The sequence below is a fragment of the Paraburkholderia sp. CNPSo 3272 genome, assembly GCF_024206495.1.
GTDB lineage: Bacteria > Pseudomonadota > Gammaproteobacteria > Burkholderiales > Burkholderiaceae > Paraburkholderia.
In genome coordinates this window covers 254936-277678 of the sequence record NZ_JAMBPQ010000007.1, presented here as the reverse complement: position 1 = coordinate 277678, position 22743 = coordinate 254936, and the positions used below count along the sequence as shown (strand labels likewise).

The 22743-nt window shown below is 67.0% G+C and carries 21 protein-coding genes and 2 tRNA genes; 13 read left to right on the top strand and 10 right to left on the bottom strand.

Annotation, left to right across the window (positions count from 1 at the left end):
• Positions 1–3: 3 nt before the first annotated feature.
• Positions 4–645, bottom strand: coding sequence for a DUF177 domain-containing protein (locus M3I53_RS12305; RefSeq protein WP_254316184.1), 642 nt, complete (start codon positions 643–645; stop codon positions 4–6).
• 430 nt (positions 646–1075) lie between these two features.
• Here M3I53_RS12305 and M3I53_RS12300 point away from each other — a divergent pair, with 430 nt between their 5' ends.
• Together M3I53_RS12300 and M3I53_RS12295 are read left to right on the top strand one after the other, a co-directional pair.
• On the top strand, positions 1076–1714 hold the full coding sequence (locus M3I53_RS12300) for a Maf-like protein (protein WP_254316183.1): 639 nt from the start codon (positions 1076–1078) through the stop codon (positions 1712–1714).
• A complete protein-coding gene (locus M3I53_RS12295) occupies positions 1711–2433 on the top strand; it encodes an SAM-dependent methyltransferase (RefSeq protein ID WP_254316182.1) in 723 nt (240 codons plus the stop codon). The genes M3I53_RS12300 and M3I53_RS12295 overlap by 4 nt, the downstream gene beginning before the upstream one ends.
• A gap of 97 nt (positions 2434–2530) precedes the next feature.
• Here M3I53_RS12295 and M3I53_RS12290 read toward each other — a convergent pair whose 3' ends face one another.
• Genes M3I53_RS12290 through M3I53_RS12275 form a run of 4 tightly spaced genes read right to left on the bottom strand, consistent with a single transcriptional unit; the run spans position 2531 to position 5712 of the window.
• On the bottom strand, positions 2531–3535 hold the full coding sequence (locus M3I53_RS12290) for a S49 family peptidase (protein WP_254316181.1): 1005 nt from the start codon (positions 3533–3535) through the stop codon (positions 2531–2533).
• Between the two features lie 39 nt (positions 3536–3574).
• A complete protein-coding gene (locus tag M3I53_RS12285; protein WP_254316180.1) occupies positions 3575–3979 on the bottom strand; it encodes a Rieske 2Fe-2S domain-containing protein in 405 nt (134 codons plus the stop codon).
• Complete coding sequence (locus M3I53_RS12280) at positions 3976–4635, bottom strand: HAD-IIIA family hydrolase (protein ID WP_254316179.1); 660 nt, start codon at positions 4633–4635, stop codon at positions 3976–3978. Before M3I53_RS12280 ends, M3I53_RS12285 begins: the two co-directional genes overlap by 4 nt.
• Before the next feature lie 33 nt (positions 4636–4668).
• Positions 4669–5712, bottom strand: a complete 1044-nt coding sequence (locus M3I53_RS12275) for an RluA family pseudouridine synthase (protein ID WP_254316178.1) — start codon at positions 5710–5712, stop codon at positions 4669–4671.
• Positions 5713–6581: 869 nt separating this feature from the next.
• Here M3I53_RS12275 and M3I53_RS12270 point away from each other — a divergent pair.
• The 6 genes from M3I53_RS12270 to M3I53_RS12245 all read left to right on the top strand — a co-directional run bounded on the left by M3I53_RS12270 (position 6582) and on the right by M3I53_RS12245 (position 14011).
• Complete coding sequence (locus M3I53_RS12270) at positions 6582–9836, top strand: Rne/Rng family ribonuclease (protein ID WP_254316177.1); 3255 nt, start codon at positions 6582–6584, stop codon at positions 9834–9836.
• A 161-nt stretch (positions 9837–9997) separates the two neighbouring features.
• Positions 9998–11119: a GTP 3',8-cyclase MoaA gene (gene moaA, locus M3I53_RS12265; protein WP_254316176.1), complete on the top strand. Its 1122-nt coding sequence runs from the start codon at positions 9998–10000 to the stop codon at positions 11117–11119.
• 7 nt (positions 11120–11126) lie between these two features.
• Positions 11127–11759, top strand: coding sequence for a molybdenum cofactor guanylyltransferase MobA (mobA, locus tag M3I53_RS12260; RefSeq protein WP_375542504.1), 633 nt, complete (start codon positions 11127–11129; stop codon positions 11757–11759).
• 107 nt (positions 11760–11866) lie between these two features.
• Positions 11867–13171 (top strand): gephyrin-like molybdotransferase Glp, encoded by a 1305-nt coding sequence (glp, locus tag M3I53_RS12255; protein WP_254316175.1) that lies wholly within the window; start codon positions 11867–11869, stop codon positions 13169–13171.
• Between the two features lie 67 nt (positions 13172–13238).
• Entirely contained in the window at positions 13239–13514 is a 276-nt protein-coding gene (locus tag M3I53_RS12250) for a hypothetical protein (RefSeq protein WP_028206699.1), read from the top strand.
• Positions 13514–14011: a GNAT family N-acetyltransferase gene (locus tag M3I53_RS12245; RefSeq protein WP_028206700.1), complete on the top strand. Its 498-nt coding sequence runs from the start codon at positions 13514–13516 to the stop codon at positions 14009–14011. Before M3I53_RS12250 ends, M3I53_RS12245 begins: the two co-directional genes overlap by 1 nt.
• A gap of 80 nt (positions 14012–14091) precedes the next feature.
• On the opposite strand, the gene M3I53_RS12240 is transcribed toward M3I53_RS12245, so the two are convergent.
• The 5 genes from M3I53_RS12240 to pncB form a co-directional block, all read right to left on the bottom strand.
• Entirely contained in the window at positions 14092–15618 is a 1527-nt protein-coding gene (locus M3I53_RS12240) for a DNA recombination protein RmuC (RefSeq protein WP_375542511.1), read from the bottom strand.
• Between the two features lie 14 nt (positions 15619–15632).
• Complete coding sequence (locus M3I53_RS12235) at positions 15633–16622, bottom strand: D-glycerate dehydrogenase (RefSeq protein ID WP_254316173.1); 990 nt, start codon at positions 16620–16622, stop codon at positions 15633–15635.
• Between the two features lie 106 nt (positions 16623–16728).
• A complete protein-coding gene (locus M3I53_RS12230) occupies positions 16729–18165 on the bottom strand; it encodes a sodium:proton antiporter (protein ID WP_254316172.1) in 1437 nt (478 codons plus the stop codon).
• Positions 18155–18817 (bottom strand): lactate utilization protein C, encoded by a 663-nt coding sequence (locus M3I53_RS12225; RefSeq protein WP_254316171.1) that lies wholly within the window; start codon positions 18815–18817, stop codon positions 18155–18157. Before M3I53_RS12225 ends, M3I53_RS12230 begins: the two co-directional genes overlap by 11 nt.
• A 93-nt stretch (positions 18818–18910) precedes the next feature.
• Positions 18911–20113, bottom strand: coding sequence for a nicotinate phosphoribosyltransferase (gene pncB, locus M3I53_RS12220; RefSeq protein ID WP_254316170.1), 1203 nt, complete (start codon positions 20111–20113; stop codon positions 18911–18913).
• Positions 20114–20438: 325 nt separating this feature from the next.
• Between pncB and fdxA the strand changes: the two genes are divergently transcribed.
• The 5 genes from fdxA (at position 20439) to M3I53_RS12195 (ending at position 22703) form a co-directional block, all read left to right on the top strand.
• Positions 20439–20762 carry a ferredoxin FdxA gene (gene fdxA / locus M3I53_RS12215; RefSeq protein ID WP_028206706.1) on the top strand — a complete coding sequence of 108 codons (324 nt, stop codon included), beginning with the start codon at positions 20439–20441 and terminating at the stop codon, positions 20760–20762.
• Positions 20763–20905: 143 nt separating this feature from the next.
• Positions 20906–20981, top strand: a tRNA-Asn gene (locus tag M3I53_RS12210).
• Positions 20982–21060: 79 nt separating this feature from the next.
• Positions 21061–21136, top strand: a tRNA-Asn gene (locus M3I53_RS12205).
• Between the two features lie 108 nt (positions 21137–21244).
• Positions 21245–21736, top strand: coding sequence for a CreA family protein (locus M3I53_RS12200; protein WP_254316169.1), 492 nt, complete (start codon positions 21245–21247; stop codon positions 21734–21736).
• Positions 21737–21764: 28 nt separating this feature from the next.
• Positions 21765–22703, top strand: a complete 939-nt coding sequence (locus M3I53_RS12195) for an AraC family transcriptional regulator (protein ID WP_254316168.1) — start codon at positions 21765–21767, stop codon at positions 22701–22703.
• The last annotated feature ends 40 nt before the right edge of the window (positions 22704–22743 follow it).

Genomic DNA, 22743 nt, shown 5'->3' with positions numbered 1-22743 from the left:
ACCTCAGTGCTTGCTGCCAGGACCGTCCTTCTTGAGCGATTCGAGCGCCGCAAACGGGTTGACGCGCTCTTCCGGCTCGATTTCCTGCTCCGGCACGTCGTCCACGGAATCCACGCCCTCCGCGCCGTCGGGACCCGAGGCGAGGCTTTCGTGAATTTCCGGACAGACTTCGTGCTTCGGCACCAGCGGCAACGCGAGCAACAGCTCCTCTTCGATCAAGTCGACGAGATCGAAATGGCGCGAGCCCACGATCACTTCGACTTCATCGTCGTCGAGCGGAAACTCGTCCGCCTCTTCTTCCGTCTGGACGATACGGAAGGTCGCATCCGCATTGAATGCCTGCTCGTACGGAGCGAGGCACCGCTGGCACGTGAGCCACGCGCCACCGTGAACAGCAAGCCGCAGGTATGGCTGCGGCCCTTCGGTGCCGTTGTCCTGCAATTCCTGCTGGGCAAAGCCCCCAGCCTGCCAGGTGAACACGGTGTCGCGGTCTGGCGCCTCGGCCGGGACTTCGTTTAACATGCGCGGCAGTTGCGAAACGCGCACGACGCCTGCCGCCTCGCGCTCGCTGCGCGCGAATTCGAAGATATCGAAGTCGCGCGGATTCAGTTCCGCGCCAGCAGGCTTGCCAGTGTATTCGGTCATGTGCGCTCTCCTGCTTCAAGGCTTGGGGCGACCGGCAAGCGATGCGCGAAAGCCGCCAGCGGCTCGCAGCAATCCAGCTTGTGCCCGCCCGCACGGGTCTTTATCGACCTGCGCTTGCCTACCTGCATTTGCCTACATTCACCATCGACACGCCGCTGCCGGCAAGGTCTTTTGAGCCGTGACGCCGCAAAATCAAGGCACCCGCACAAGACGTGCGACGAGAGCATACCGATGAAAAGCCCAAAATCATATCGCCTTTATCTTTGTGAGTCAAACACTTAAGCTCGCATACGCAAGTGTTTGTGCGAGCGCCGTTTTCGGGAGCCTCCGACGACGTTTTGCGGGATATCCACCCCATTTTCGACGCGAAATCCACCCGAAAATCGCCGAACCACCGCCGCTCTTTCATACTCCGATACTCCGATCGACCATGCAGGATTCTCTCTCGCAGGCCCCGCGCACGGGCCGCCCCGCCCTCATCCTCGCCTCCAGCTCGCGCTACCGGCGCGAGTTGCTCGAACGTCTGCGCATTCCGTTCGACACGGCCGTGCCCGCTGTCGATGAAACGCCGCAGCCCGGCGAAACCCCTGACGCGACGGCGCTGCGCCTCGCTGCCGCGAAGGCCCGCGCAGTGGCCGCCGCCCTGCCCGCCGGCGCCGCGCGCACGCTCGTGATCGGCTCCGACCAGGTCGCCACCTTCGATGGCCGCCAGATCGGCAAGCCCGGCACGCATGAACGCGCGCTCGAACAGCTGCAGGCGATGCGCGGCCGCGAAGTGTTGTTCCATAGTGCCCTGAGCGTGCTCGACACCGCGACTGGCCAAACGGATACCGTCGATGTCGTCACGAAGGTGCGCTTTCGCGACCTGCCCGACGCTGCGCTCGACGCCTATCTGCGCGCCGAAACGCCATACGACTGCGCGGGCAGCGCGAAATCGGAGGGGCTTGGCATCGCCCTGCTCGAAGCGATCGAATCGGACGACCCCACCGCCTTGATCGGCCTGCCGCTCATCGCGCTCACGCGCATGCTGCTTGCCGCGGGCTATCCGTTGCTGGAGACGCAGGCATGAGCCTCGGCACCCTCTATCTGATTCCCAACACGCTGGGCGAAGGCGACGACGCCGCGCTCAACGCCGTGCTGCCCACGCCCGTGCGCGAACGCGCGGGCGCGCTCGCCAGCTACATCGGCGAAAACGCGAAAACCACGCGCGCCTTCCTCAAACGCGTGGGCACGACGCGCCCGATCCAGGAAATCGAGATCCGCGAACTCAATGTCAACACGCCCGCCGGCGAGGTCGAGAAGCTGCTCGCACCGTTGCTTGCGGGCATCGACACGGGGCTCGTCTCCGAGGCGGGCGTGCCCGCCGTCGCCGATCCGGGCGCGCTGCTCGTGCGGCGCGCGCACGAGCGCGGCATCAAGGTCGTGCCGCTCGTGGGCCCGAGCTCGATCCTGCTCGCGTTGATGGCGTCGGGCCTGAACGGCCAGAGCTTCGCGTTTCACGGCTACCTGCCCGTCGACGCGAACGAGCGCGTGAAAAAGCTGCGCGATCTGGAGCAGATCTCGCGCAAGATCAAGCAGACGCAGATCTTCATCGAGACGCCCTACCGCAACCGCACCCTGCTCGACGCGCTGCTCGCGACCTGCGCGCCCTCGACGCTCGTGTGCGTCGCCGCCGATCTCACCCTGCCCACCGAGACAATCGTGAGCCGCGCCGTGTCCGACTGGAAAAAGAAGCCCGCGCCCGAATTGCACAAGCGGCCGGCGATCTTCCTGCTGCTCGCGCACTGAACGCAGCGGCGCGCAAAAACGAGTCGGCCGCTGTGCAACCATCGCGCAACGGCCGATTTTTCTCGAGGACGACCGGAAGCTAAAGCGCCGCTGCCGCTCAGTGCACCGATACCTTGCCGCCCATCAGCAGCGAATGCATAGCCGCCGAGCCGATGTTCGCGCCGACACGCTTCGCCACGCGATCAGTGAGGCTCTGCTTGACCGTGTAATCGACCACGTCCGGCGCCTTGATGACCTCGCGCGCCACGTAATCGGTGTCACCGTAGCCGTCCGCGAGGCCGAGTTCCACGCTCTTCTGCCCGGTCCAGAACAGGCCCGAGAAGATATCCGGCGAGTCCTTCAGACGCTTGCCGCGGCCGGCCTTCACGGCATCGATGAACTGCTGGTGAATCTGGTCGAGCATCTCTTGGGCATGCGCGTCCATTTTCGGCGTGTCGGGCGAGAAGGGATCGAAGAAGCCCTTGTTTTCGCCCGAGGTGCGCAAGCGCCGCTGGACGCCGAGCTTGTCCATGAGGCCGGTGAAGCCGAATCCGTCCATCAGCACCCCGATCGAGCCCACGATGCTCGCCTTGTTGACGTAGATCTTGTCGGCGGCGGCCGCGACGTAATATCCGCCCGAAGCGCACATGTCGCCCACCACCACATACAGCGGGATGGCCGGGTACTTGGTGCGCAGACGGTGGATCTCGTCGTTGATGATGCCGGCCTGCACCGGGCTGCCGCCGGGGCTGTCGACATGCAGGATGACGCCGGCGGTACCGTCGTCGTCGAAGGCGCTGTCCAGCGCGCTGATGATGTCCTCGGCGTTCGCCGGGGTGTCGGAGCCGATTTCGCCGTCGAGCGAAACGAGCGCCGTGTGGCGCCCTTCGCTCTCCACGCGCGCCCCCGAAAGATCGAGGATCGCCCACGCGATCACCACGAACACCGCGAGAAACGCGAAGCGAAAGAAGATGCGCCAGCGCCGCGCCGCGCGCTGCTCGGTGATGGCCGCGAGCGCGATGCGTTCGAGCGCCTCGCGCTCCCAGCCCGGCGCGGGCGCGCCGCGGTCTGACGAAGCCGCGCGAGGCGCTTCGTTCGAATCAGGGGTCGGATTGTCGGACATGCGAGCGGGTTAGGTTCGAAAGGGGTCGAAATTCAGGAATCAGGTTGGGGTCGGACGCAAAGCGTCGTCCGGCAGCCAGAATACCGCACGCCCCTCGGGCGTGTCGCGTTCCTCGACTTGCACGGGGCGCAAACGCCCGCCGCGGCATGGGCCGCCCACACACTTGCCCGTGTCGGGCTGGTAGATCGCGCCGTGCGTGGCGCACATCAGATAGAGCCCCGACGACTCGAAAAACTGGCCCTCGACCCAATCGAGCTCCATCGGCACGTGCGCGCAGCGATTCAGATAGCCGTACACCGCTCCTCCGTAGCGCACGAAGAACACCACGGCGTCGCCGCCCGCGTAGGTCGCGTTCATGCGCCGACCCTCACCGCCCTCGGCGAGTTCGTCGGCCGCGCAGACGCGCACCGGCTCGCGCGGCGCTGTCTCGGGCGCCGTACTCATGCGTGCACCCGCAGCCAGCCCGCCAGCGCGGCCACGTCCGACGCGACGAAGCGCGGCTCGAGCTTTTCGAGCGCGCCGGACGCATGCGCGCCATACGCCACGCCGATGGCCGCCGCGCCCGCGTTGATCGCCATCTGCAGGTCGTGCGTCGTGTCGCCGATCATCACCGTGCGGCCCAGATCCTGCCCCAGTTCGCGCGTGAGTTCCTGAAGCATGGCCGGATGCGGCTTCGAGAAGGTTTCGTCGGCGCAGCGGGTGCCGTCGAAAAGGCTCGTGAGCCGCGAATCCGCCAGCGCACGGTTCAGCCCCACGCGGCTCTTGCCCGTCGCGACGGCGAGCAGGTAGCCGGTGTCGCGAAGTTCCGTGAGCATCTCGCGCACGCCTGTGAACAGCTCGGTCTGCTGGTCCTTCAGCAAATAATGGATGCGATAGCGCTCGACGAGCCGCGGGTAGTCGGCCGGATCGAGCGTGGGCGCGGCAATCTGCAGTGCCTCGCGCAGGCCGAGGCCGATCACGTAGCTCGCCGCCTCGTCGCCGGGCACGGGCAGGCCGAGGTCGCGGCACGCCGCCTGGATGCTGCGCGTGATATGGGCGGTCGAGTCCATCAGGGTGCCGTCCCAGTCGAACACAATCAGGTCAAATAGCTCTCGAGCCATGCAGGACTTCTCCAAACGCTGTCAGATTCGGTGTCATTCGGGACGGGCCGCGTCAGGTCGGGCCGCGTCAGTCGCCGCGCCTTCCTCGCGCAGCCCGCGCAGCGCGTCGACGAAACCGCGGCAATCCGCCGGCAGCGGCGCCTCGAACTGCAACGGGACGCCCGTAATCGGGTGGGTGAGCTTCAACCGGTGCGCATGCAGAAACATCCGCTTGATGCCCGGCCGGGCGCCCGTGCGCGCGAGATCCTTGTTGAGCGCGAAGTCGCCGTACTTGGCGTCGCCGACGATCGGCAGGCCGAGGTGAGCGAGGTGCACGCGGATCTGGTGCGTGCGGCCCGTCTTCAGCTCGGCTTCGAGCAGCGCGTAGCCCGGCCAGCGCTCGACGAGATTGAACACCGTATGCGAAGGCATGCCGTCCGGCTGCACGCGCACGCGGCGCTCTCCTTCCGGGGTCAGATACTTGTGGAGCGGCTCCTTCACGGCGCGCCGACGCCCCCAGTCGCTCGCCCATTCGCCGTGCACGCAGGCGTAGTAGCGCTTGTCGGTCTGGTTATCGCGCATCTGCGCATGCAGGCCCACGAGCGCCGCGCGCTTCTTGGCGAGCATCAGCACGCCCGAGGTTTCGCGGTCGAGCCGGTGGACCAGTTCGAGAAACTTGCCCTGCGCTCGCGCCTCGCGCAATTGCTCGATCACGCCGAACGCCACTCCGCTGCCGCCGTGCACGGCCACGCCGGCGGGCTTGTCGATCACCAGCAGCGCGTCGTCCTCGTAGAGGACGGGAAACTGGGCCGCCGGCACGGGCACGGCGCCGGCCGGCGCGCTCGATTGCGACGTGCGGATGGGCGGCACGCGGACGATGTCGCCTTCTGCGAGCCGATACTGCGCATCGATTCGCCCCTTATTTACCCGCACTTCCCCGCTGCGCAAAATACGATAGATGTGGCTTTTCGGCACGCCCTTACAGACGCGCAGGAGAAAATTGTCGATGCGCTGACCGGCCGCGCCCTCGTCGATTTCGACGAACGAAACCTGGTCGCTTGCGACCTGATTCTGGGATGTTTTGCCTAACCCTTTCATTCTGAATATAATTTGCCTAGCGCCGACGCAACGGTAGGCCGAATGGCCCAGGCCAAACGGCCAAATGTTCTGCGAACCCCAAGGGGGTTATCCTGGACTTGGACCGCGCGGCGAGCGCAGGCTGCAAGCGATAAACGGTTATTTTACTTGCGCCCGGGGCTGGTTGCTCACCCCGCTTGATGAGAAGCAACGAGTTGCACGCACGGATCACCATTCCGGCAGGGACGGCGCCCACAGGCACGTTCGGTCAGGAGTGGCTCCGACGGTAACGGAACATTGGTATAAAGAATTTATCCGGCGCGTCCCGCCGCGCGGTCGAAGTGACCGCCGCAGGAGGCGCTGGTGGCGAAAATACGGCGAGCGCCCGAAGCGTCCTGGCAATGTGCGGGACACGGCGACGTCAAAAAGTGGCGAGACACCCCGTGGGGGAAGACGGGCGTTCCTGAAAAGCTTCCCGTGCGCGGCCCAGATTGAAACTCGAGGCCGCGAACCTGATCCAGCCGCAAGCGCGCGCGGTTCGCCGCTGCGGCAGGCGTCTGTCACGGCCAGTGCGATGGGCTAACCCATCGGCACGATCATGGCCACGGCAGGCAGGTGGATTGGAAGCGCAGGAAAACGTTGCCGTCGCGAACCCGCGACATGTCTCTTCGCTTCTTGAAGACGTATTTCGCATGTGCCCACGCGGCCCCGTCCAAGGCAATGCAACGCCGGACCGGCGCCCAGAAAAGGCAATTCTCCCCGCCATCGTTCCCGCTCCAGCGTGCTTGTGACAACACAATAAGGCGCGGCTCGCCGCTGCCCGTACCGTGCTGCCTGGCGTCGCCGCCGCGCACCGTGCGGCTCGCGCGCGAACGCACTGGAGTCGTTCAATGAAACGAATGCTGTTCAACGCGACACAGCAGGAAGAACTGCGTGTCGCCATCGTCGATGGACAAAAGCTCATCGATATCGACATCGAAACCGCCGGGCGCGAACAGCGCAAAGGCAATATCTACAAGGGGATCGTCACCCGCATCGAGCCTTCCCTCGAAGCGTGCTTCGTCAACTACGGCGAAGACCGGCACGGCTTCCTGCCATTCAAGGAAGTCGCCCGCCAGTACTTCCGCGATGGCATCGACATGCGCGGTGCGCGCATTCAGGACGCCCTCAAGGAAGGTCAGGAGCTGATCGTCCAGGTCGAGAAGGAAGAGCGCGGCAACAAGGGCGCCGCCCTCACCACGTTCATCTCGCTCGCCGGCCGCTACCTCGTCCTCATGCCGAACAACCCGCGCGGCGGCGGCGTCTCGCGCCGCATCGAGGGCGACGACCGTCAGGAACTGCGCGAAACCATGGCGCAGCTGCAACTGCCGGACGGCATGAGCATCATCGCGCGCACGGCCGGCATCGGCCGCTCCGCCGAAGAGCTCCAGTGGGACCTGAACTATCTGCTGCAACTGTGGCGCGCCATCGAAGCCGCGTCGCAGGCCGGCCAGTCCGGTCAGCCCATGCTGATCTACCTGGAATCGAGCCTCGTCATTCGCGCGATCCGCGACTACTTCCAGCCCGACATCGGCGAAATCCTCATCGACACCACCGAGATCTATGACCAGGCGCGCGCCTTCATGGATATCGTGATGCCGGACAATGTCAATAAGGTGAAGCGGTATCACGACGACGTGCCGCTTTTCTCGCGTTTCCAGATCGAGCACCAGATCGAGACGGCGTATTCGCGCACGGTACCGCTGCCCTCGGGCGGCGCGATCGTGATCGACCACACCGAAGCCCTGGTCGCCATCGACGTGAACTCGGCGCGCGCCACCAAGGGCGCCGACATCGAGGAAACCGCCGCGCGCACCAACCTCGAAGCCGCCGACGAAGTGGCGCGCCAGCTGCGTCTGCGCGACCTGGGCGGTCTGATCGTGATCGACTTCATCGACATGGAGTCGGCCAAGAGCCAGCGCGAAGTCGAGCAGCGCCTGAAAGACGCGCTGCGCCACGACCGCGCACGCGTGCAGATGGGCAAGATCTCGCGCTTCGGCCTCATGGAGCTGTCGCGCCAGCGCCTGCGCCCCGCCCTCTCGGAAGGCAGCCACGTGACCTGCCCGCGCTGTAACGGCACGGGTCATATCCGCGATACGGAATCGTCGGCGCTTCAGGTCCTGCGCATCATCCAGGAAGAGGCGATGAAGGAGCACACCGCGGCAATTCACTGCCAGGTGCCGGTCGAAGTGACCGCCTTCCTGCTCAACGAAAAGCGTTCGGAAATCAACAAGATCGAGTCGCGCTTCAAGGTCGGCGTCGTGCTGATCCCGAATAAGCACCTCGAAACGCCGCACTACAAGCTCGAGCGCCTGCGTCACGACGATGCGCGCCTCGACGACCCGCGCGCCTCGTGGAAGATGGCCGAGGAAGCGGCTCGCGAGCTCGAGTCGGAAACCGGCTACAGCAAGCGCACCGCCGAAGCCAAGCCCAAGCAGGAAGCCGCGGTGAAGGGCATCACGCCGGAGCGTCCGGCGCCGAGCGCGCCGGTCAAGCCGGCCGAAACCGCGCCCGTCGCGGCGCAAGTGGCCGTCACGCCTGCGGGCGGCGGCTTCTTTGGCTGGGTCAAGCGCCTCTTTGGCGGCGCACCGGCTGCGGCGCCCGCGCCGGCACCGGTCGCTCAACCCGAAAAGACCGCCCGTTCGACCCGCGAAGCGCGTACCGAGCGCGGCGAGAAGACCGGCAGCGGCGACCGCAACCGTAATCGCCGTTCCGGCGGCCGCGACGCGGCAGGCCGCGGCGAAAGCGCAGCCGGCGCACGTACCGGTCAGCCGGCTGGCCGCCGTGAGGAGCGCGAGCCGCGCGAGCAACGTGAACCGCGCGAAGGCCGTGGTGCCCGCGAGCCGCGTGAACAACGCGAACCGCGCGAGCAACGTGAACCGCGTGAATCCCGCGAAGCACGCGCCGAGCGCGAGCAGCGCATCGAACGCGTCGAGCGCGGGCAGGAACGTAGCGATGTGACGGCGGAAGCCGGCGCCGCACGCGGCGAGCGCCAGGAGCGTGGCGAGCGCCGCGAGCGTGGTGAACGTGGCGAGCGCGGCGAACGCAATGAACCGCGTCGCCGTCAGCAAGCCGAGGCCGCCGAAGCTCAGGAAGCGCGTCTCGACGCCGCGTCGGCAGGCGCCGAAGGCGTCGAAGCGCCGCACACGGAGGAACTGCCCGAAGGCATGAGCGCCGGTGCCGACGAAGAAGGCGCACAGCGTGAAGGCGAAGAACGCCGCCGCCGCCGGCGCGGCCGCCGTGGTGGTCGCCGCGAGCGCGAGACGGATGCAGCAGGCCTGACGCCGGGTGCAGACGCACCGGAAGGCGAAGAGCAAGCCGCACCCGCTCAACCCGCGATTGAGCAGCCAGCCGTTGCCGCGCAAGTGCATGAGCATGAAGCATCATCGGCCGTAGAAGCGCACACCGAGGCTCCTGTCGAGACTGTCGTGACCGCACAGCCGGCCGCAATCGTCGCCACCGAAGCCGGGCATGTGCCGGCCGCCGCCGAGACGACTACGCCGGTCGAAACCGTCGCGGCCGCTGCAGAGCAAGCTCCGGCTCCGACCGAGCAAGCTCCGGCTCCCGCCGAAGCCGCACCGGTGAGCGTTGAAACGGCGCACGTGATCGAGCCGAAGGCCGAGGAACCTGTGGCGCCCGTCGCACCTGTAGCCCCTGAGGCGCCTGCCGCAGCGGACGAACCGGTCGCGCCGGCAGCCCCGGTTGAGCCGGTTCAGGCCGAAACGCAGCCTGTCGTGCGGGAAGACCGCGTCGAAGCACCGCGGACCGAAGAGCCTGTCGCAGCCGCGCCCGTCGCTCAACCGGAGCCGGCGCAAGAAGCGGCGGCAGCCGCTCCGGCGGTCGTCGCGATCACCGAGCCGGCCGCACCGCATCCGGCCCCGGTGGCATCCGCGGCACCCACGGCTGCGGCCGCTGCAGACACGCTGCGCCCGATGCTGGAATCGGCGGGGCTCGTCTGGGTCAATACCGACGCCGACAAGCTGCGCGCCGCGCAGCAGGCCGCCGCCCAGCTGGTGAAGCCGGCACGCGCGCCGCGCGAGCGCAAACCGCTGCCGCCGGTCGACAGCGCGCCGATGCAGCAGGTCGAAACCACGCGCCAGCCGTAAGCGCTGCAAGCGCAACTGGCCGCGCGCCGGGCCTCGAGTCCGGCGCACCCCGAAAAGCCCGCCCTTCCCGGCGGGCTTTTTTTGATATATCAGCGTTCTCCCTTGTCTGTCGGCATCTGCTGGTTCGGCTAAAATTGAGCCAACGCGAGAACCAAGAGACCATGACACGACGCATCATCCCTGTTGCCGACGTTCGATCGCTGCCGCCCGAACTGCCCGGGCCGGCCGCGGGAGCGGTGCGCGCGCCGTCCGGCGCGGTCTTCGACGCGCTCGCCAGACCCCTGCGCGACCTTCGCATCTCGGTCACGGACCGCTGCAATTTCCGCTGCGTGTACTGCATGCCGCGCGCCGTGTTCGACAAGGACTATCCGTTCTTGCCCCATTCCGCGCTGCTTTCGCTCGAAGAAATCGAGCGGCTCGCGCGGCTTTTCGTCGCGCATGGCGTCACCAAGATCCGCCTCACGGGGGGTGAGCCGCTGCTGCGCAAAAACATCGAATTCCTGATCGAGCGCCTCGCCGCGCTGCGCACGCCCGCAGGCCAGCCGCTCGACATCACGCTGACCACCAATGGCTCGCTGCTTGCCCGCAAGGCGCGCGCCCTGCGCGACGCAGGCCTCACACGCGTGACGGTGAGCCTCGACGCCCTCGACGACGCCCTCTTTCGCCGCATGAATGACGCCGACTTCGCGGTGGCCGACGTGCTCGACGGCATTGCGGCGGCACAAGTCGTGGGGCTCGCGCCGATCAAGGTCAACATGGTTGTCAAGCGCGGCACGAACGACGGCGAGATCGTGCCGCTTGCGCGGCATTTCCGCGGCACGGGCGTGACGCTGCGCTTCATCGAATACATGGACGTCGGTACCTCGAACGGCTGGAACATGGCCGAAGTGTTGCCGTCGGCGGAGGTCGTCGCGCGCATTTCGGAACACTGGCCGCTCGTGTCGCTGGAACCCCACAGTGCCGCCGAAACGGCGCAACGCTGGGGCTACGCGGACGGCGCGGGCGAAATCGGCGCGATCTCCAGCGTGACGCGCGCATTCTGCGGCGACTGCACGCGCGCGCGTCTTTCGACCGAAGGCAAGCTGTACTTGTGCCTGTTCGCGTCGATGGGTTACGACCTGCGCGCGCTGTTGCGCAACGGCGCCACCGACACGGCGATCTCCGGCGCCATCGCGCAGGTCTGGGAAGGCCGCGCCGACCGCTATTCGCAGCTGCGAGGCAGCGCACAGGCGCCGGCGGCCTCCGACGAGCGCCGCATCGAAATGTCCTATATCGGCGGCTGAAGACCCCATGACGCCGATGAGCGCCAATGCCATTTCCCCCGCATCGATCACGGGCCTCGTGCTCGCGGGCGGCCGCGGCCAGCGCATGGGCGGCGCGGACAAGGGCTTGCAGGTGCTGCACGGCAAACCGCTTGCCGCGCACGTGCTCGCGCGCCTCGCGCCGCAAGTCGGCGCCCTCTCGATCAGCGCGAACCGCAACGGCGACGCTTATGCGGCACTCGGCGCACCATGGCGAGCGAGCGTGCTCGCCGATACGCTGCCCGACTTCCCCGGCCCGCTCGCGGGGCTTCTCGCCGGACTGCGCGCGGCGCAAACCGAATGGCTCCTCACGGCGCCCTGCGACTCGCCCTGGCTGCCAGCCGATCTCGCCGAGCGCTTGGGCCATGCCGCGCTCTCGGCGCGCGCCGACATCGTGACGGCGACCACGACGAATGCCGAAGGCGAGGTCTGGCTGCACCCGGTATTCGCGCTAGTACGCACCTCGCTCGCCGATGACCTCGCCGCCTTCCTCGCCGGCGGCGAGCGCAAGGTGCGTGCGTGGTACGCGCGCCACACGGCCGCCGAAGTCGCCTTTGCCGACGAACGTGCGTTTTACAATATCAATTCCTTACAGGAACTGGCCGACCTCGAACGCGCCTGAATTGCAATCGGGCGGCATCCGGCCAGCCGCCGTCCCCGGCACACGGCCGGCACGCCCGCCCGGACGATCGCCGCACACGCCGTGCGGATGCGACGCTTCCTCACTCGATGACCACGCTTAACCATCCCACCGGCCAAGCCGGGTGCATCAGTCAGTACGATCCGCAAGCTTTGCCCGTCAGCGCCGCGCAGGCCATCGTGCTGCAGTGGGCAGCGCCCCTTGCGGCGAGCGAACGCGTGCCGCTGCGGGGTGCACTCGCACGCGTGCTGGCCGAAGACGTGATTTCGCCTATCGACGTCCCCGCGTACGACAACGCCGCGATGGACGGCTACGCGTTCGACGGCGCGGCCCTGGCCGACGCCTCCGGCGGCCTCTCGCTCGCCGTGTGCGGCAAGGCATTCGCCGGTCACGCCTACTCGGGCGATGTTGCCGCCGGTGCATGCGTGCGCATCATGACCGGTGCGCCGATGCCCGCGGGCTGCGACACCGTCGTGCCGCAGGAGCATGTGTCTGCGCAAGGCGACGTCATCGCTTTCGACGCGAACGCCGTCAAGCGCGGTGCGAACGCCCGCCGCAAGGGCGAGGATCTCGCGCGCGGCGGCGTGGCGCTCGCGGCCGGCCGCGTGCTGCGTGCGTCCGACATTGGCCTGCTGGCCTCGCTCGGGCTCGTCGAGGCGCACGTGAAGCAGCGCCTGCGCGTGGCCTACTTCTCGACCGGCGACGAACTGCGCTCGCCGGGCGAGCCGCTCGAGCCCGGCTGCATCTACGACAGCAACCGCTACGCGCTCGGCGCGATGCTGCAGCGCCTGAACGTCGAGGCGATCGACCTGGGCGTCGTGCGCGACGACCCCGCGGCGCTCGCCGCCACACTGAAACTCGCTGCCGAAACCGCCGATGTCGTGCTAACCTCCGGCGGCGTCTCGGTCGGGGAAGCCGATTTCACGCGCACTCAGCTGCAAACGCTCGGGGACGTCTCGTTCTGGGGCCTCGCCATGCGCCCCGGCCGCCCGCTCGCGTTCGGCCGCATCTGGTCGGGCGGACGCCCGGGCGCGGGCCGCGCGGCGCTGCTGTTCGGGCTGCCCGGCAACCCGGTCGCGACGATGGTCTCGTTCTACCAGATCGTGCGCCCCGCGCTCATGGCGATGGCGGGCGCGCAAGCGCAGCCCGTCCCGCTCGTTCCGGCACTGAGCGATCAGCCGATCAAAAAGCGCGCGGGCCGCACCGAATTCCAACGCGGCCTCGCGCGCCGCGACGCCAGCGGCCAGTGGCGCGTCGCGCCGACCGGCTCGCAAAGCTCCGGCGCGCTCAGCACGATGAGCGAGGCGAACTGCTTCATCGTGCTCGCCCATGAGGCCGGCGATCTCGATGCCGGCGACGCCGTCGACATCATGCTGTTCGATGGAGTCGTCTAGCGCGGCGGCGCGCGAGAGGCCATCAAATCTAACCACACGTCCACACCTGCATAACGGACCGACTACTATGAAAAAACAGATCTCGTTCATCGCTGCGGGCCAGACCGCCAAGGCGCTCATCCTCGTGTACCTGACCTTCAGCGTGCCGATCGTGCTGCTTGGCGTGCTCGTGGCGTTCGTGCGCTATGGCGCGGTCGAACTTTCGACCATCTTCAGCGCGCTGCTGCTCAACGCGATCGTCGGCTTCATCCTGCTGTGGATCGCCTGCCACGCCTACAACTGGGTGGCCTCGCGCTTCGGCGGCATCGAGATCCATCTCTCCGACGTGCCCGAGGAAGCGTGATGGCCGCGACGATCCGCGCCGCCACGGCCGCCGACGTCGGCGCGATGCACGCGCTGATGTACGAGCTCGCGGAGTTCGAAAAGCTCACGCATCTGTTCACGGGCACGGCCGATGGCCTCGCCGACGCCCTGTTCGGCACGCGCCCCGCCGCCGAAGCGCTGGTGGCGGAAGATGCCGGCCGCATCGTCGGCTACGCGCTCTTCTTCCACAACTACTCGACGTTCCTGAGCCGCCGCGGCCTGTATCTCGAAGACCTCTACGTGCAGCCGTCGCAACGCGGCACCGGCCTCGGCACGGCGATGCTGCGCGCGCTCGCGGCGATCGCCGTCGAACGCGGCTGCGCCCGCTTCGAGTGGACCGTGCTCGACTGGAACACGCCCGCCATCGGCTTCTATGAAAAGCTCGGCGCGACCGTGCTGCCCGACTGGCGCGTCGTGCGCATGACCGGCGATGCGCTCGAAAAGCTCGCCGCGCCCGGTGAAACGATGATCGGGTAAGCCAGCGCACCCCACACGCCCGAAAGCAAACGGGCCGCCTGGATCAGGCGGCCCGTTTGCTTTTGGCGCGCAGGTTGCGGTCACTCGTCGCCGAAGCCCGCTTCGCTTTCTGCGTCGCCGTTACCATTGCCGTTACCGTTACGCAGCGCGTCGCCGAGGAGATTCGCGGCGGCCTCGCCCGGCAGCGCCTCGACGTCGCGCAACTTGCGGTTCATCGCACGCGTGCGCACCTCCGCCGCCTCGATGGAACGCGTGACCGTTTCGAGCTGCGACTTCGTGCGCGCGAGCACGTCGCCGAACTTGCCGAACTCCGTCTTCACCGCGCCCAGCACCTGCCACACCTCGCTCGAGCGACGCTCGATCGCGAGCGTGCGAAAGCCCATCTGCAGGCTATTGAGGAGCGCCGTGAGCGTGGTCGGACCCGCCACGCTCACGCGGTAGTCGCGCTGCAGCACGTCGGTCAAGCCCGGCCGCCGCAAGATTTCGGCGTAAAGGCCTTCGGTCGGCAGGAACAGCAGCGCGAAATCGGTCGTGTGCGGCGGCGCGACGTACTTCTCGGCGATGGTGCGCGCCTCCGCGCGGATGCGCACTTCGAGCGCGCGCCCGGCCTCCTCGATCGCGAGCGCGTCCGCGCGCTCCTGCGCATCGATGAGACGCTCGTAGTCTTCGCGCGGGAATTTGGCGTCGATCGGCAGCCAGACCGGCTCGCCTTGCTCCGCGCCGCCTACGCCGCGTCCCGGCAGCCGAATCGCGAATTCCACGCGCTCCGTGCTCCTCGGCACCGTCGCGACGTTCTTCGCGTACTGGTCGGGCGTGAGCATCTGTTCGAGCAGCGCTTCGAGCTGCACTTCGCCCCAGGTTCCGCGCGTTTTCACATTGGTGAGCACCTTCTTCAGGTCGCCCACGCCCGCAGCCAGCGTCTGCATCTCGCCAAGCCCGCGGTGCACCTGCTCCAGCCGATCGGAAACGAGCTTGAACGACTCGCCAAGGCGCTGTTCGAGCGTGGCGTGCAGCTTCTCGTCGACCGTGCGGCGCATTTCCTCGAGCTTCGCCGCGTTGTTCGCTTCGATGTCCTTGAGGCGCTGTTCGAGCGTCGCGCGCACTTCGGCGAAGCGCCGGTCGTTGACTTCGGTGAGTTGCCCGAGCTGCTGCGTGAGCAACGCGCCGAAGTGGCGCAGCGCGGCGCCCTGCTCGTCGCGCGCCTGCTGGGCCTGCTGCTGCAGGCTCTGGCGCACGGCGTCGAGCTGCTGCGTATTGGCCGCCGTGAGTTTGGCGAGCTGCTGGGCGAAACCGTCGATCTGGCTGTTCTGCACGGTCGCGATGCTGCCGAGCTGCGCCGCCAGCGCCTGCTGCACCTGCGCGAAGCCGCCGCCGAACTCGCTGCGCGAGCTTTGCGCCGTGCGCGCGATCTCGTTGCGCAGCTCGCGCTCGATGCGCTCGGCTGCGCGCGCCTGCGTGTCGGTCGAGGCCGCGAGGCGGTCGCTCAGTTGATCGAGCGCGTCGAGCGTGGCTTCGGCATCGCCGTCGCCATGGCCTTGACGCGCGCGCAGCAACGCCACGAGCGTCACGACGAATGCAATCGCCAGCGCAACGATGGCCAGCGACATGACTGCGAGCGGACTCATTTACGCGCTTGCCCCAGCACGGCGGGGTTGATCGGATTGGGCGGCTGCCCGGCGCGCGGACCTTCGCCGAGCGCCGCGATGAGGTTGTCGGCGGCTAGGTTCGCCATGGCGCGGCGCGTGGCTTCGCTCGCACTCGCGATGTGCGGCGTGAGCACGACGTTCTCCACTTCGAGCAACGCCGGATGCACGCGCGGCTCGCCCTCGAACACGTCGAGGGCCGCCGCCGCGATCTGGCGCGTGCGCAGCGCGTGCGCGAGCGCCGCGTCGTCGACGATGCCGCCGCGCGCGATGTTGGTGAGCGTGGCCGTGGGTTTCATCAGCGCGAGTTCCGCTGCGCCGATCGTGTGATGGTTTTGCGCCGTATACGGCAGCACGAGCACGACGTGGTCGGCCTGCCTGAGCAGGTCTTCCTTCGACAGATATTCGGCGTTCAGCTCGCGCTCGATCTCAGGCGCGACGCGTGAACGGTTGTGATACGCCACGCGCATGTTGAAGCCGCGCGCACGGCGCGCGAGCGCCTGGCCGATACGGCCCATGCCGATCACGCCGAGCGTGGCGCCATGAATGTCCGAGCCGAGAAACGCGTCGAACGACCACTTGTCCCACTTGCCCGCGCGCAGGAAGTGCTCCGATTCCGTCACGCGGCGCGCGGCCGCCATCATCAGCGTCCAGCCGAAGTCGGCCGTGGTTTCGTTGAGCACGTCCGGCGTGTTGGTGCCGAGCACATTGGCCGCGTTGAAGGCGCCCATGTCGAAGTTGTTGTAGCCCACGGCCATGTTCGACACCGCGCGCAAGCGCGGCGCCGCGGCGAGCGTTGCAGCGCCGATCGGGTCGCCCGCGGTGAGCGCGCCGTCCTTGTCGGCGAGACGCTGGTGCAGCGCCTCGGGCGAAAGCGCTTCGCCGTTGTTCCAGTCCACGTCGAAATACTGCTTTAGCCGGTCGATCACGTCGGGAAAGATCGGGCGCGCCACGAGAATCTTTTGCATCGTTGCTCTCCACACTTCAGTCGATGTCCGTCATTGTTGCGCGTGACGGGGCGCTCAGGGAAGTCTGGCGCGCTTTTTCGCAGACCGGCCAGCAAGCGGCTTCCGGCTAGACGAAAAAGAGCCAGGTGGCCGCGAGAAAGACCGGCGCGAGCAGCACGCCCGACCAGCCAAGATAGCCGAAGAAGCCCGGCATGCGCACGCCCCGCGACTGCGCGATCGCCTTCACCATGAAGTTCGGCGCGTTGCCGATATAGGTGAGCGCGCCCATCCACACCGCGCCCGCCGAGATCGCGGCGAGCGTTTTCGCGCCGCCGGACATGAGCGCGTTGGCGTCGCCGCCTGCGAGATTGAAGAACACGAGGTAGGTGGGCGCGTTATCGAGAAACGACGAGAGGAGCCCGGTCGCCCAGAAGTACATCGCCTCGTTGGGGCGGCCCGGCGCGTCGTTCACGAAGCGGATCAGCGCGGCGAACGCGCCCACCTCGCCCGCGCGCAGCATCGCGATGACCGGCGTGATCGTCACGAAAATGCCTGCGAACAGCTTGGCCACCTCGACGATCGGCGCCCACTCGAAATCGTTGTCGGCGCGCGCCGCTTTCGACGTTAACGCGAGCGAAATGAGTGCGAGCGCAACGAGTCCCGCATCGCGCACGAGGTTCTGCAACTGCAGGTGCGCGCCCGCGACCTCGAAGACGATACCGGGACGCCACACACCGCTCATCAGCACGAGCGCGATGAGCAGGGCGAGCAGCGCGAAATTCGCCTTGCCGCCGATGGAGAGCGCGTCTGTGTCCGGCGTCGGATCGAGCGAAACGGCGCGCACTTCCCCGGCGCGGCGGAAGTACCAGCTGTCGAGCGCGTAGAACACCGCGAGCAGCACGCCGCAAACGAACAGCATCGGCAGCGCGAGATGCTGCGCAGTCCAGAAGAATCCTACGCCGTTGAGAAAGCCGAGGAACAGCGGCGGATCGCCGAGCGGCGTGAGCAGGCCGCCCGCGTTCGCGACGAGAAAGATGAAGAACACGACCACGTGCACGTTGTGCCGGCGGTTGTCGTTCGCGCGCAGGAGCGGGCGGATCAGCAGCATCGCCGCACCCGTCGTGCCCATCACGCTCGCGAGCACGGTGCCGAGCGCGAGGATCGCCGTGTTCATGCGCGGCGAACCGCGCAGATTCCCATACACGCAGATGCCGCCCGCAATCGTATAGAGCGCGCCGAGCAACGCGATGAAGGGCAGATATTCGTCGACGACGGCGTGCACGAAAAGCGGATACGTCACGCCGACACCATGCGTGGCCGCGAACGGCAGCAGGAACGCGAGCGCCCATCCCGCCGAAATCTTGCCGAAGTGGTGATGCCAGAACGTGGCCGCGAACATCGGGAAGAACGCGATCGACAGCAGCATGCCGGCGAACGGCAGCGCCCAGGCGACGCTGAGCGATGCGCTGTCCAGGGCCGCCGCGTGTGCGTTCGTGCTGAAGAGCGTCAGCGCGGCGAAGAGCGTCCCCGCACAAGGGTTCGCCGTGTTGCGCCTACGCGCCATGCACGACGATCACATGCACGCGATACGGCCCGTGTGCGCCAAGGATGATGGTCTGCTCGATGTCGCCGGTGCGCGAAGGCCCCGAAACGAAGTTGACCGCGCGCGGCAGCTCTGCGCGTTCGGCGCGCATGAGCGCGAAGGCATCTTCGTGGCCCGCAACGATGCGCGAAGCGGGCACGACCGCGATGTGCGTTTCGGGCAGCAGCGCGCCCGAGGCCCACGTCTGGGGACTGGAGAGCAGCACCAGCGTGCCGGTTTCGGCTGTGGCGCAAAAACAGCCCGTGAGGCCGACGAGATCGCGATCTTCGGGCTTGCGGAACTGAACGGCGAGACTCGCGCCGGCCCAGTCGAACGTGTCGAGCGTTTGCCACGCGACGGCCTGCATCGGCAGGCTGCGCTCCGCGAGATAGCGTTGCGCGGCGGCGGGCACGTCGGCGAGCTGCTGGACTTCGTCGACCGTGCTCGACATCTTGCGCGCCTCGCCAACGAAGCGCGCGACGAGATCGCCTTCCAGCGGCGGCCGCGGACCTTCGGGATGACGCGCGAGATAGTCGGCCACGGCTTCCCGTTCTTGCGGCGCGGGCGTAGTCTCGCGTCCCTGCGCCGCGCGAATGCGCGCGAGTATGCTGCGGCGGGCGGCCGTCGTATCCATGAACGTCCTCATCAGATGAAGAAAAGCGACGCGCCGATTATACCGGGGCGTCGCCTGCGATCCGCGGGTCGCGGGGGTGCGTTTTTCAGCCGCTTACTTGCCCGCGCACTCTTCTTCCACGGGCTGCTCGATGCCGAACACCTGGCGCAGATAGGCGAGATACGCCTTGTCGTCGCACATGTTCTTGCCCGGCGAATCGGAGAGCTTGGCAACGGGCTGACCGTTGCAGCGGACCATCTTGATGACGATCTGCAGCGGCTGGTAGCCCAGGTCGTTGGTGAGGTTCGTGCCCACGCCGAACGCGAGGCGGCAGCGCTCGCCGAAACGCTCGTACAGGCGCAGCACCTTCGGAATGTCGAGCGCGTCCGAGAAGATCATCGTCTTCGTGCGGGGATCGCAGCGGTTGTCCTCGTAGTGCTTGAGCAGGCGCTCGCCCCATTCGAACGGATCGCCCGAGTCGTGCCGCGCGCCGTCGAAGAGCTTGCAGAAGTACATGTCGAAGTCGCGCAGAAAGGCCTGCATGCCGTAGACGTCCGAGAGCGCAATGCCCAGGTCGCCGCGGTATTCCTTCGCCCACATTTCGAAGCCGAAGATCTGCGAGTCGCGCAGACGCGGCCCGAGCGCCTGGCACGCCTGCAGGTACTCGTGCGCCATCGTGCCGAGCGGCGTGAGGTTGTGCTTCATCGCATAGTAGACGTTGCTCGTGCCGGTGAACTGCTCGCCGAGATCGTCCTTGAGCGTGAGGATCACCTCCTCGTGCCAGCGCTTCGAGAAGCGGCGGCGCGTGCCGTAATCGGCGATCTTGCAGTCGGCGAATTCGGGCTTCGCGCCGAGCAGCTCGATCTTGTGGCGCAGGCGCTCGCGCCCCTCCTCGTACTGCGGATGATGCTGCGTGTTGCGGAAATACACCTCGTTGACGATGGCGAGCACCGGGATCTCGAAGAGGATCGTGTGCAGCCACGGCCCCTTGATCTCGATGTCGATCTCGCCGTTGGCCTTGGGCGACGGCGTGACCGAGATGTATTTTTCGTTGAGGTGAAAGAGCGCGAGAAAGTCGATGAAGTCGCTCTTGATGAAGCGCATCTTGCGCAGGTAGTCGAGCTCGGTCTCGGCGAAACGCAGCCTGCACAGCTTCTGGATCTCGCTGCGGATCTCGTCGACGTAGGGCACGAGATCGACGTTCGGCGTGCGGCAGCGGAAACGATATTCCACATTGGCCGCGGGGAAATGATGCAGCACCACCTGCATCATGGTGAATTTGTAGAGATCGGTATCGAGCAGCGAAGTAATGATCATAATGGGCCAGCCGGACTGCAATCGGATAGCGCCCGCGAAGCGGGAACCGGAGCCGCTGCCGGGCAGTGCCCCGCAGCGGCTCCGGGCGGCAGGCGCCAGCGGTGCGTCCATGTTACCCGAATGCCTGCGCGCGCCGCGTGCGCGCAGGCACGGCCCTCCGCGCACAAGGGCTAAAACGTTGCGAATCCCCCCGGCATATAAACTAATCACGAAACGATCTAAGGACGGTTGCGGGCCTGTGGTTGGGGTAATTCCTCATCAGTTACAATAGCGCTTTTGGCGAACCGCCATCCCCCGATACAAAAAGCTTGCAGGAGTTGCCTGAATGACTCACGTTGTGACCGAAAGCTGCATCAAGTGCCGCTATACCGACTGCGTCGATGTGTGCCCGGTGGACTGCTTTCGCGAAGGTCCCAACTTCCTCGCGATCGACCCGGACGAGTGCATCGACTGCGCCGTGTGCGTGGCCGAATGCCCGGTGAACGCCATTTACGCTGAGGAAGACGTGCCTGGCGACCAGCAATCGTTCATCGAGCTGAACGCCGACCTCGCGAAGGGCTGGCCGAGCATCACCAAGACCAAGGCCCCCCTGCCGGAAGCCGACGAATTCAAGGACGTGAAGGACAAGCTCGCGCTGCTCGCACGCTAATCGCGCGCTGACCGCTTCTTCGGGTGTCTTCCCGTCGCCTGTCTGGACGGTCCCTCGCGCAGCGGATTGCCCAAAACAGATCGCGACAGGGTATTGACAGGCCCAGCCAGACCCCATAGAATCTCGTTCTCTGCTTTTGTTGATCCCCGATAGCTCAGTCGGTAGAGCGCCGGACTGTTAATCCGTAGGTCCCTGGTTCGAGCCCAGGTCGGGGAGCCAAGATTCGCAAAAGCCCGTTGGCGTTCACAACGCAAAACGGGTTTTTTTATGACGTAAAGTGTTGTAGCTGTACTGCTGTTCCCCGATAGCTCAGTCGGTAGAGCGCCGGACTGTTAATCCGTAGGTCCCTGGTTCGAGCCCAGGTCGGGGAGCCAAGATATCGAGGGGTTGCGTGTTTGCACGCAACCCCTTTTTCTTTTGGTGCGCGCGTGGCGCACGCCGCCCTCCCCGATAATGTCGCTTCGTCATCCTCGGGAGTCCGCATGAAATCCATTCGCCTTGCCGCTCGCCTCGCGCGAGCGCTGCTCGCCTGCACGAGCCTCGTCGCCTGCGCCGCCGCCCACGCCGAGCAGATCGGGAGCGTGAACACCAACTTCCGCGTGACCGGCTCGGACAAGGTCGTCGTCGAGGCCTACGACGATCCGCAGGTGCGAGGCGTCACCTGCTACGTCTCCCGCGCACGCACGGGCGGCGTGAAGGGCACGCTCGGCATTGCGGAAGATCCGACCGAGGCGTCGATCGCGTGCCGGCAGGTCGGGCCGATCTCGTTCGCAGGCCCGCTCAAACAGCAGGCCGACGTCTTCAACGAGCGCATGTCGCTCCTCTTCAAGACGTTGCACGTCGTGCGCGTAGTCGACGCGAAGCGCAACGCGCTCGTGTATCTGACCTACAGCGACCGCGTGGTGAGCGGCAGCGCCAAGAACAGCGTCACGGCCGTGCCGGTGCCCGCGGGCACGACGATTCCGCTGCGCTAAACTGGGGATCCGCGCAGGATCCTTCACCATGACCGATTCCCGTTTTCGAGACTCCGCCCGCTACTGGCGCACGCCGCTTCTGCCCGGCGCGGATCTCGTCACGGCCGAATACAACGAACATACGTTCGCGCCGCACTGGCACGAGGCCTACACAGTCCCCGTGATCGAGGGCGGCGCGGAACGCTTTCGCTATCGCGGCATGCAGCATGTCGCCGCAACGGGCAGCGTGCCGGTGATCAATCCCGGGGAGCTGCATACGGGCTCGCGCGCCGTCGAAGAAGGCTGGAGTTATCGGGTGATGTACGTGCCGATCGACTTCCTGCACGACCTCGCCAGCGAAATCGCCGGGCGCACGCAGCCGCTGCCGTGGTTCGACGCCGAGGTGATCCACGATCTCGATCTCGCGCATCGGCTCTCGCGCGCTCACCGGCTGCTGGAAGCCGACGCCGACTGGCGGCGCGCCGCGGCCGTGCCGGATTCCGCCACGAGCGCCAGTTTGGCTGGCGTGGCGGCGCTTCCCGCGCGTTCCAGCGGAGCCACGACTCCGGCGCCGTGTGCCGATCTGCTCGCCGTGGAGGGCTCGCTGCTCGACGCGCTCTCGACGCTGCTCACGCGCTATGGCCGCACGCGCGAGGCGGCGCTCAGGCACGGTCCGAACGATCCGCGCGTGGAAACGATGAAAGCGCTCCTCGCCGCCGATCTCGCCACGCCGCTGCGCGTGGCCGATCTCGCCCAGGCGGTCGGCCTCTCGCCGTTTCACGCCACCCGGCTCTTCACGCAGGCGACCGGGCTTCCGCCGCATGCCTGGCGCACCCAGCTGCGCCTGCAACGCGCCCTCGCCCCGCTGCGCGAAGGCGCCACGGTCGCCGATGTCGCGGCGGCGAGCGGTTTCACCGACCAGAGCCATTTCACGCGGCACTTTCGGCGCGTGTTCGGCGTGCCGCCGGGGCGCTGGCAGTCCTCCTGAACGCGCCAGCCCGCGTTTGCGCCGCAAGAACGTACAAGCC

Excerpts from the sequence above, each read along its gene's own strand:
- fdxA (WP_028206706.1), top strand. The coding sequence starts at position 20,439 with ATGACTCACGTTGTGACCGAAAGCTGCATCAAGTGCCGCTATACCGAC.
- M3I53_RS12270 (WP_254316177.1), top strand. The coding sequence starts at position 6,582 with ATGAAACGAATGCTGTTCAACGCGACACAGCAGGAAGAACTGCGTGTC.
- M3I53_RS12200 (WP_254316169.1), top strand. The coding sequence starts at position 21,245 with ATGAAATCCATTCGCCTTGCCGCTCGCCTCGCGCGAGCGCTGCTCGCC.
- M3I53_RS12290 (WP_254316181.1), bottom strand. The coding sequence starts at position 3,535 with ATGTCCGACAATCCGACCCCTGATTCGAACGAAGCGCCTCGCGCGGCT.
- M3I53_RS12280 (WP_254316179.1), bottom strand. The coding sequence starts at position 4,635 with ATGGCTCGAGAGCTATTTGACCTGATTGTGTTCGACTGGGACGGCACC.
- M3I53_RS12195 (WP_254316168.1), top strand. The coding sequence starts at position 21,765 with ATGACCGATTCCCGTTTTCGAGACTCCGCCCGCTACTGGCGCACGCCG.
- M3I53_RS12250 (WP_028206699.1), top strand. The coding sequence starts at position 13,239 with ATGAAAAAACAGATCTCGTTCATCGCTGCGGGCCAGACCGCCAAGGCG.
- M3I53_RS12225 (WP_254316171.1), bottom strand. The coding sequence starts at position 18,817 with ATGGATACGACGGCCGCCCGCCGCAGCATACTCGCGCGCATTCGCGCG.
- M3I53_RS12245 (WP_028206700.1), top strand. The coding sequence starts at position 13,514 with ATGGCCGCGACGATCCGCGCCGCCACGGCCGCCGACGTCGGCGCGATG.
- mobA (WP_375542504.1), top strand. The coding sequence starts at position 11,127 with ATGACGCCGATGAGCGCCAATGCCATTTCCCCCGCATCGATCACGGGC.
- glp (WP_254316175.1), top strand. The coding sequence starts at position 11,867 with ATGACCACGCTTAACCATCCCACCGGCCAAGCCGGGTGCATCAGTCAG.
- M3I53_RS12230 (WP_254316172.1), bottom strand. The coding sequence starts at position 18,165 with ATGGCGCGTAGGCGCAACACGGCGAACCCTTGTGCGGGGACGCTCTTC.
- M3I53_RS12300 (WP_254316183.1), top strand. The coding sequence starts at position 1,076 with ATGCAGGATTCTCTCTCGCAGGCCCCGCGCACGGGCCGCCCCGCCCTC.
- M3I53_RS12285 (WP_254316180.1), bottom strand. The coding sequence starts at position 3,979 with ATGAGTACGGCGCCCGAGACAGCGCCGCGCGAGCCGGTGCGCGTCTGC.
- M3I53_RS12235 (WP_254316173.1), bottom strand. The coding sequence starts at position 16,622 with ATGCAAAAGATTCTCGTGGCGCGCCCGATCTTTCCCGACGTGATCGAC.
- pncB (WP_254316170.1), bottom strand. The coding sequence starts at position 20,113 with ATGATCATTACTTCGCTGCTCGATACCGATCTCTACAAATTCACCATG.
- moaA (WP_254316176.1), top strand. The coding sequence starts at position 9,998 with ATGACACGACGCATCATCCCTGTTGCCGACGTTCGATCGCTGCCGCCC.
- M3I53_RS12275 (WP_254316178.1), bottom strand. The coding sequence starts at position 5,712 with ATGAAAGGGTTAGGCAAAACATCCCAGAATCAGGTCGCAAGCGACCAG.
- M3I53_RS12305 (WP_254316184.1), bottom strand. The coding sequence starts at position 645 with ATGACCGAATACACTGGCAAGCCTGCTGGCGCGGAACTGAATCCGCGC.
- M3I53_RS12240 (WP_375542511.1), bottom strand. The coding sequence starts at position 15,618 with ATGTCGCTGGCCATCGTTGCGCTGGCGATTGCATTCGTCGTGACGCTC.
- M3I53_RS12295 (WP_254316182.1), top strand. The coding sequence starts at position 1,711 with ATGAGCCTCGGCACCCTCTATCTGATTCCCAACACGCTGGGCGAAGGC.